The sequence below is a fragment of the Sulfurovum sp. genome (assembly GCF_041562805.1).
In the GTDB taxonomy this organism is placed as follows: Bacteria; Campylobacterota; Campylobacteria; order Campylobacterales; family Sulfurovaceae; genus Sulfurovum.
In genome coordinates, this window is record NZ_JBFFOH010000115.1 from 1 (window position 1) to 8,002 (window position 8,002).

Genomic DNA, 8,002 nt, shown 5'->3' on the forward strand with positions numbered 1-8,002 from the left:
AGTGCTTTGGAAAGTGTGTGTAAAAAATACACATTTTCTAAATTGATGTGTTTATATTGGTAACACAAATCTTTTTGTTGCAAAAAACTGCGATATAATCATAAAACTTAAAATTCAGGAGATATTATGGCTTTTTTAGAAGACTATAAAGCACACGTTGCAGAGCGTGAAACTCTAGGCGTTCCACCACTTCCACTTTCAGCTGAACAAACAGCAGCATTGATCGAATTGATCAAAGCAGGCTGTACAGATGAATTGTTAGATCTTTTAACGAACCGTGTTGCACCGGGTGTTGATGACGCGGCATATGTAAAGGCTGCGTTTTTAAATGATGTAGCTGCTGAGAACGTGACCGTTGACGGTATTTCTCCTGAAAAAGCTGTAGAGATCATGGGTATGATGCTTGGCGGTTACAATGTCAAGCCAATGGTTGACTCGTTGACTTCTGCTAACACTAAAGTTGTCGAAGCGGCTAAAGAGGCCCTTAAACACACCTTGCTTGTATACGATGCATTCAATGATGTTGAAGAACTTCACAAAGCTGGTAATGCTGCGGCAACTGAAGTTATGACGTCTTGGGCAAATGCCGAGTGGTTTACATCTAAGCCGGCACTTGCAGAAGAGATCACGATCACTGTTTACAAAGTACCGGGTGAAACTAATACTGATGACCTTTCTCCGGCTTCTGAGGCATTTACGCGTTCAGATATTCCTTTACACGCCAACTCGATGCTTCAATCGAAGATGGAAGACCCGATCAACACGATCAAGTCTCTTAAAGAAAAAGGCAACCCGATCGCTTACGTAGGTGATGTTGTCGGTACAGGTTCAAGCCGTAAGTCAGGTGTTAACTCTGTTCAGTGGCACATGGGTGAAGATATTCCTGGTGTTCCAAACAAGCGTACAGGCGGTGTTGTCATCGGTGGTATTATCGCTCCGATCTTCTTCGCTACATGTGAGGATTCAGGTGCATTGCCATTAGAGATGGATGTATCTGGTATGGAGACTGGTGACGTTGTTACTATCTACCCGTACAAAGGCGAAGCACACAAAGACGGTGCATGCGTTGCAACATTCAAGCTAAACCCGAACACTATTACTGACGAAGTGCGTGCAGGTGGACGTATTCCGTTGATCATCGGTCGTGGTCTAACGTCTAAAGCACGCGGCGTCCTTGGCATGGGTGCAACAGATGTATTCCTAACGGCTGAGCAGCCTGCCGATACAGGCAAGGGTTATACTCTTGCTCAGAAAATGGTTGGTAAAGCATGTGGTATGGACGGTGTACGTCCTGGTATGTATGTTGAACCGGTTACAACAACTGTCGGTTCTCAAGATACAACAGGTCCAATGACACGTGACGAGATCAAAGAACTTGCGGCACTTGGTTTCTCTGCAGACCTTGTAATGCAGTCTTTCTGTCACACAGCGGCATATCCAAAGCCGTCTGACGTAGTAATGCACCACACGCTTCCTGACTTTATCTCTAACCGTTCAGGTGTTGCGCTTCGCCCGGGTGATGGTGTTATCCACTCATGGTTGAACCGTTTGACACTTCCGGATACAGTCGGTACAGGTGCGGATTCACATACACGTTTCCCGATCGGTATCTCTTTCCCTGGTGGTTCGGGTATTGTTGCTTTCGCTGCTGTTACAGGTTCTATGCCGTTAACTATGCCGGAGTCTGTACTTGTACGTTTTAAAGGCGAACTACAACCGGGTATCACACTTCGTGACCTTGTAAATGCTATTCCTTACTATGCGATCCAACAAGGTCTATTAACTGTTGAGAAAAAAGGTAAGAAAAACATCTTCAACGGACGTATTCTTGAGATCGAAGGACTTCCTGATCTTAAAGCAGAGCAGGCGTTTGAACTTTCTGATGCTTCTGCCGAGCGTTCTGCGGCTGCGTGTACGGTTCTTCTTAACGAAGCACCGGTTGTTGAGTACCTAAAATCGAACGTTGCTCTTATTGAAGCGATGATCGAAGACGGTTACGAAGATGCGCGTACACTACAGCGTCGTGCGGACAAGATGAAAGAGTGGTTGGCTAAACCGTCATTGATGCAGCCGGATGCTGATGCAGAGTATGCAGCAGTGATCGAAATCGACCTTAACGAAGTCACTGAGCCGATCCTGGCATGTCCAAACGATCCTGACAACGTTAAACTTCTTAGCGAAGTTGCCGGTGAGAAGATCGACGAAGTCTTCCTGGGCTCTTGTATGACCAACATCGGTCACTACCGTGCAGCCGGTGAAGTAATGCGCGGCGAAGGCAAGGTAGCGGTTGAGAAATTCTGGATCGTTCCACCGACCCGTATGGATGAGCAGCAGCTTATTAACGAAGGGTACTACGATGTTTTCAAAGCGATCGAAGCGCAAACAGAGGTTCCTGGATGTTCACTTTGTATGGGTAACCAGGCAAGTGCTCGTGTCGGTTCAACGGTTTTCTCAACTTCGACACGTAACTTTGACAACCGTCTGGGTAAAGGCACGCAGGTCTACCTTGGTTCTGCAGAGCTTGCAGCGGTATGTTCTAAACTTGGACGTATCCCGACCGTAGAAGAGTACATGAGTATTGTTCCTGAAAAACTGGCTGGCAAGACGGCAGATGTTTACAAATATCTGAACTTCAATGAGATCAACAACTATCACCTCGAAGCACGTGATGTTGCTGAAGAAAAATACGGTGTTACAATCAAAGCCGTATAATCAAAAACGCAAATAGCGACGCACTTGCTGCGTTGCTTCCCTCGTCGCGTGGGACTCCGACGTTGATGCCAAGGCATAACAACTCTGGTTCCACTTTTATAAAAGCCAAGCAGTTTGCTTTTACTTCACAAAGTTCACCTCTCTAAACTCCTTGAATTTACACCACTCTTTAAGTTTTATACATTTTCTTGTCATTGTTTTTTTTCATTGCTTCTCCGTTATTAAGGACAAAGTGTCCTATTATTGCTGATTTGAATGATATGACGACATAATGTCTGTATATCCAAAAAGAAAGGACACCTAATTCAAGGAAGATTAATCCTAAACAGATATTATTTGTGAAAATTTGCTATTTTGTAACGATTTAAAAGGGTTTGCATTGATAAAAAGACATAAATAGTGTCCTTTTATCAGGGGAAATCATATTAAAAAGTACATTATGGGAATGAATAAATAGTTATATTAAAAAGGGGAAAAGATATTGGATGCAAGTTATTCATATTATGACTACACTAAAAGTATAGAACGCATAGATAATATTTTAAATAGTTCTGATTCTAGCTATGATAAACATACTGGTATCCCTTCAAAAGATTCATTAACTTACAATAATGGGTTTTATGTAGATGTGACTGTTCTTTTTATTGATATTAGAGGTTCAAAAGAATTATCAAGTAAACACACTAGACCAGTTTTAGCAAAAATATATAGAGCTTATATATCAGAAGTTATAACTGTTATGAAAGGTAATACTTGTATAAATGAAATATATATTGAAGGTGATGGTCTTTGGGCTGTTTTCAATACAACAACAAAAGACGATGTGAATTCAGTTTTTGCAACTGCTTTTACAATAGCTTCGCTAATTGATATATTAAATGTCAAATTGTCAAAGAAAAAATATTCAACGTTGGAGGTTGGAATTGGTATTGATGATGGAGAGTCTCTGTATATTAAAGCTGGGTACAAAGGAAGTGGTATTCAAGAAGTAGTTTGGATTGGTAAAGTTGTAGGTCAAACAGCGGCTTTGTGCTCATATGGAAATAAAACAATTCACGATAGAGAAATTATGGTTTCTGCAAAAGTATATTCAGACTTATCAGAGCATAATAAAGGCTTACTCGTAGAAAACATTTCACATAATTGCTATCATGGTAATGTAATCAGAAAAGATATGAATGAATGGGTTGAAAAAAATAAATAATGGAGATAAAGTTGACAGATATGGAAAAAACAAAAATTGATATATTAAGAGATGCGCTAAAAGATGCTAGTGATACAATAAGGGCATTAGACAGGAAAATCAACTTTTTAGTTTCATATAATGCAGTTTTTCTAGGTGCTATTTCAACATTGTTTTTTAATTATAAGAATCTTTTTTTTATAAATAATATTGAAATATTTTATTGTTTATTAATAATAATCAGCTTGATATGGATTGGACTATTTATAAATATGATGATGGGAATTGCTCCAAAAACAAATCCTATAGAAATTTTTAAAAATGCTTTAGATCAGGAGTTTGCAGGTAATGTTTTTTTTGTTTTTACTAATGCAAAAAAAGCAACTTTAGAACTTGATAAATTAAGTGAAAACTTTTCAAAAATTGAAGATTATAAACAAATTGAGAAGCTATTATATAAAGAAATAGGTAAAGTTTCTTATATAAGGGATGTCAAATTAAAAAGTGTTAGCAGGTCAGTAACAAGCAGTTGGATATTAACTGTTTCATTTATTATTCTAATAGGTGTTTTTGGAGTAAATTCATTTTTAGGAAAAGATGTAAAAGACAGTCAATCTTTTCCTAAGAGTCATAAAGTAACTAAGATATTAAAAAAAGACGATGTTAATTTATCGAGCATGCAAGCAATCAAGGAAGATTTGAATGCAACAAAATAAATCCTTTTTAGGAGCTGTAATTTATATCGATTTACGTGGTTACACTAAAATTGTAGAAGAAAAGGTTTTAGAAAATATTGCTCAATTAATTTATAATTATCAAGAAGTAATAACTCAGAAAATAAACAACCTTTATACAGATGAAGATATTGCGATAATTGAATATATGGGAGATGGCGTAATGATTATCATTAAACAGCAAGAACTAGAAGTTACAAATACTGACATGTTTGCACATAATATATACCAAAATGCGACTACAATCAAAAATTCTGTATTAAAGATTCTAAAACTAGAAAAAGAAAAATATACTGATTTAGACAGTATCGATTTTGGAATGGCGGTTTCCCTTAGCAAGATATATCAAAAGAATATTACAACCAATAGGAATCAACAAAGAAAAATGTTTTTTGGAGTTAGTCTAAATCGTGCGACTAAAATTGGAAATGCAATGGATGCTAAAAAAAATCACATAGGCATAGATAAAAAAATGTATGATGATTACTTAGTTAACACTCTTCATAAATATAATATGGTTAAAGGGACTAAACCCATTGTACATATGTACTCTGAAAATATAACAAAGCCTAGCGGTGAACGCAAAGCGTCACTGAAGTAAAACGTTGTTTCAAAAATTGCAATGGTAAAGTAACATGTTAATAGAACAGCTGCAAAAACAAATAGGTTTTTTGAAGAGGTCCTGTGAACTTTTTGATGAAGGCTATGAAGATGAATCTATCAAAATAGCTGTTACCTTGCGAACATTATTCCGTGATACACACAATAGTGAGTCATTGGTCAAGCTGTTAGGACAAAAAGATAATATTAAATTGTTATCTACAATTCCGATAGATGAACCTTTTTTGCAAAACAAAATTATTCCAAATTATATCCCCATTATGCTTACTAGTGATGGCATTAAACCTTATCTTGAAATGTCAAATAAGAAAGAATTACTCTTTGTGAATCAATGGCTAAATGAAAAAATTCTGTTGCTAGACGGAGAATATTTTACACGTGAGGATGTTATTGTTACTTCTGCAAATAAAGACGGTGGGACACATACTACAAACAAACCGAATAGAAAAATGAAACTCCTCAAAAAAAGTTTTGGTAGTTTCACTGTCACTGAAGGAAATCGTGAAATAAGTCAAGATATAAAGAATCATCATCTTATTCTTCTACGACAATTCGCATATGAAGTTTTAAGTAGTCAAGATTTATATGAACAAAACAGTATTACATTTCAATCTGTAAATCAAACCAGAACTTCTAAAGAATATTTGATTGATGCAGAAAAGTTTAGAAAAGAAAATAGGCATTATAAAGCTATTGAAACGTGTAAAACTGCAATTAAGCTTAAATCATATAATGCTGATATTGCATATAACAATATGGGAAATTCACTTGCTGAACTTAATGAAGATGAAGATGCAAAAAATGCCTATTACAATGCTATAGCTATTAATGATGAATATATTGAACCATTATATAATTTGTCAATTATATTTGTAAAAGAAAAGAGATACGATAAGGCAATTGAACTATATGAAAAAATTTTAAAAATAGATCCAAAAAATGAAAAAGTAAAACATAATTTTACAGTGATCATCAATTTACTGAGATCAGATGATGAAATAATCTATCAGTATGAAAACATCTTTCCTCAAAGTAGTAATGTCACTTATCTTACATATTTAGGTATAAGCTTATATGAATTGAAAAAGTATGATCTTGCCCTTATTGTATCGGAGCGTACACTGGAATTATTAAAAGATGACATTAGTATCTTGTGCAACATTGGTGCTATTCATATAAAATTAAAAAACTACGATGAGGCTGAAGAAATATTTGGAAAATTGTGCAGCATTTATCCACAACCATTGCACGTCTTTCTTAACACTCTAGAGTATAGGTTGATTACTAATCAATTGTGTGAAGTTAATTTAGTCGAAAGGCACAAAGAGTATTTTGAAAGCGATGATAATGCTACTATGCTCATTACAATAATGCTACTGCTATTCAAGGCAAGAGAAGGAACGATTATTGAACAAGATATAAGTTCTTTTAAAGATAAATACAATGGCCTGCCAATAAATTATGATTTTGTTGATATTGAAGAATGGGTGAAAACTCAAAACTTTTCTAATCAAAATCTTCAAGCAGTTTTGTCGATTTTCAAAAACTGGGAAATCTAACAAGCTAGAGGAGTCAATAAATTCCCTATAATCAATTTACTGGCTCACTTTAAACGTTATGAAGATAGGGGACAGGCTACTTTTTCTGCTCTCTGGATTTTTGATGTAATTATTTGACAGAACATCCCTTGAATGTGGTGCCGTAATAACAGCCTTGTACGTTCAGCCGGTCCATCGCCTGTTCATAATTCAGGTCAGCGTCCTTGGTCAGCTCAAAGGTCTCAACAAAACCTTTGATGCCATAGCCATCGGGCATCTCAAATTTCTCTATATCCGTACCGTGTTCAACGATAACCCATATAGCAGCACCTGACTCTGCTGTAACATCATATTTATCGACTTTCATGGTTTACCTTGTGATAATTTTATATGTTTTGAAAATTGTATCAGAAAAAGGGGACGGGACATTTCTCCCGTTTCCACATTTTGCTAGGACGCGCAGCTTACGTGGGAGATTCCGGCGATGTCGAAGAACTGCGGCTTAGTTGAGCTGCTGTTCAAGCTCTCTGACCATAAGGACAAACTCTTCTGCCGGTAACGGTCTGTTCTGCAGGTAGCCTTGATAGATATCGCAGGCGATACTTCTTAGATGTTCCAGCTGTTCGAGCTCCTCAACCCCTTCTGCAATAACTTTGAGCTTGAAGGCTTGCGCAACAGAGACGATGGTTTCGGTAATGAGTTTGTCTTCACTGTCGGCCATCATATTTTTAATAAATGACTGATCGATCTTGAGGTAGTCGATGGGAAGACGTTTCAGATAGGCAAGTGACGAATAACCGGTACCGAAGTCGTCCAGGGCAAAGGTGATACCGATTTTTTTAAGCTCTTCGATCTTTTGGATCGTCTCTTCGATGTTGACAAGGGCAATGCTTTCGGTCAGTTCAAACTCAATGTGTTTCGGGTCAACAGGGTATTTGTGCAAGATATTTTTTATCTGATCAACAAAGTCTGCCTGAGCGAAATGAATGGCACTGATATTGATGGCAATTCTGTTGATGTTAAGAGGATTTTCCTGTTCTTTCCATGCGATCATCTGTTTGATCGCTGTTTCAATGATCCAGGCACTCATCGGCAAGATCAGTCCACTTGCTTCTGCTATGGGAATGAACTGGCTGGGCATGATATAGCTGCCATCTTTCTGTTTCCATCGTACCAATGCTTCGGCAGCAATAATGGTGTTTGAATAGATATCG

General features: G+C 37.2%; 7 protein-coding genes. 5 read left to right on the forward strand and 2 right to left on the reverse strand.

Annotated elements, in window-relative coordinates:
- The first annotated feature begins 126 nt into the window (after positions 1-126).
- The 5 genes from acnB (at position 127) to ABYK33_RS11600 (ending at position 6,809) form a co-directional block, all read left to right on the forward strand.
- The gene (gene acnB, locus ABYK33_RS11580) at positions 127-2,712 is read left to right on the forward strand and encodes a bifunctional aconitate hydratase 2/2-methylisocitrate dehydratase (RefSeq protein WP_373033384.1); all 2,586 of its coding nucleotides are present in this window, start codon (positions 127-129) and stop codon (positions 2,710-2,712) included.
- A 481-nt stretch (positions 2,713-3,193) separates the two neighbouring features.
- Complete coding sequence (locus ABYK33_RS11585; protein ID WP_373033385.1) at positions 3,194-3,916, forward strand: adenylate/guanylate cyclase domain-containing protein; 723 nt, start codon at positions 3,194-3,196, stop codon at positions 3,914-3,916.
- Positions 3,917-3,927: 11 nt separating this feature from the next.
- The gene (locus tag ABYK33_RS11590) at positions 3,928-4,611 is read left to right on the forward strand and encodes a hypothetical protein (protein ID WP_373033386.1); all 684 of its coding nucleotides are present in this window, start codon (positions 3,928-3,930) and stop codon (positions 4,609-4,611) included.
- Positions 4,598-5,230 (forward strand): hypothetical protein, encoded by a 633-nt coding sequence (locus ABYK33_RS11595; protein WP_373033387.1) that lies wholly within the window; start codon positions 4,598-4,600, stop codon positions 5,228-5,230. Before ABYK33_RS11590 ends, ABYK33_RS11595 begins: the two co-directional genes overlap by 14 nt.
- Before the next feature lie 34 nt (positions 5,231-5,264).
- Positions 5,265-6,809, forward strand: coding sequence for a tetratricopeptide repeat protein (locus tag ABYK33_RS11600; RefSeq protein WP_373033388.1), 1,545 nt, complete (start codon positions 5,265-5,267; stop codon positions 6,807-6,809).
- Positions 6,810-6,918: 109 nt separating this feature from the next.
- Here ABYK33_RS11600 and ABYK33_RS11605 read toward each other — a convergent pair whose 3' ends face one another.
- Both ABYK33_RS11605 and ABYK33_RS11610 read right to left on the reverse strand, forming a co-directional pair.
- Positions 6,919-7,155: a hypothetical protein gene (locus tag ABYK33_RS11605; protein ID WP_373033389.1), complete on the reverse strand. Its 237-nt coding sequence runs from the start codon at positions 7,153-7,155 to the stop codon at positions 6,919-6,921.
- 135 nt (positions 7,156-7,290) lie between these two features.
- The coding region (locus tag ABYK33_RS11610; RefSeq protein ID WP_373033390.1) for a putative bifunctional diguanylate cyclase/phosphodiesterase at positions 7,291-8,002 on the reverse strand (712 nt) is incomplete at its 5' end.

Coding starts and splice junctions, on each gene's coding strand:
- acnB (WP_373033384.1), top strand. CDS start 127: ATGGCTTTTTTAGAAGACTATAAAGCACACGTTGCAGAGCGTGAAACT.
- ABYK33_RS11605 (WP_373033389.1), bottom strand. CDS start 7,155: ATGAAAGTCGATAAATATGATGTTACAGCAGAGTCAGGTGCTGCTATA.
- ABYK33_RS11595 (WP_373033387.1), top strand. CDS start 4,598: ATGCAACAAAATAAATCCTTTTTAGGAGCTGTAATTTATATCGATTTA.
- ABYK33_RS11600 (WP_373033388.1), top strand. CDS start 5,265: ATGTTAATAGAACAGCTGCAAAAACAAATAGGTTTTTTGAAGAGGTCC.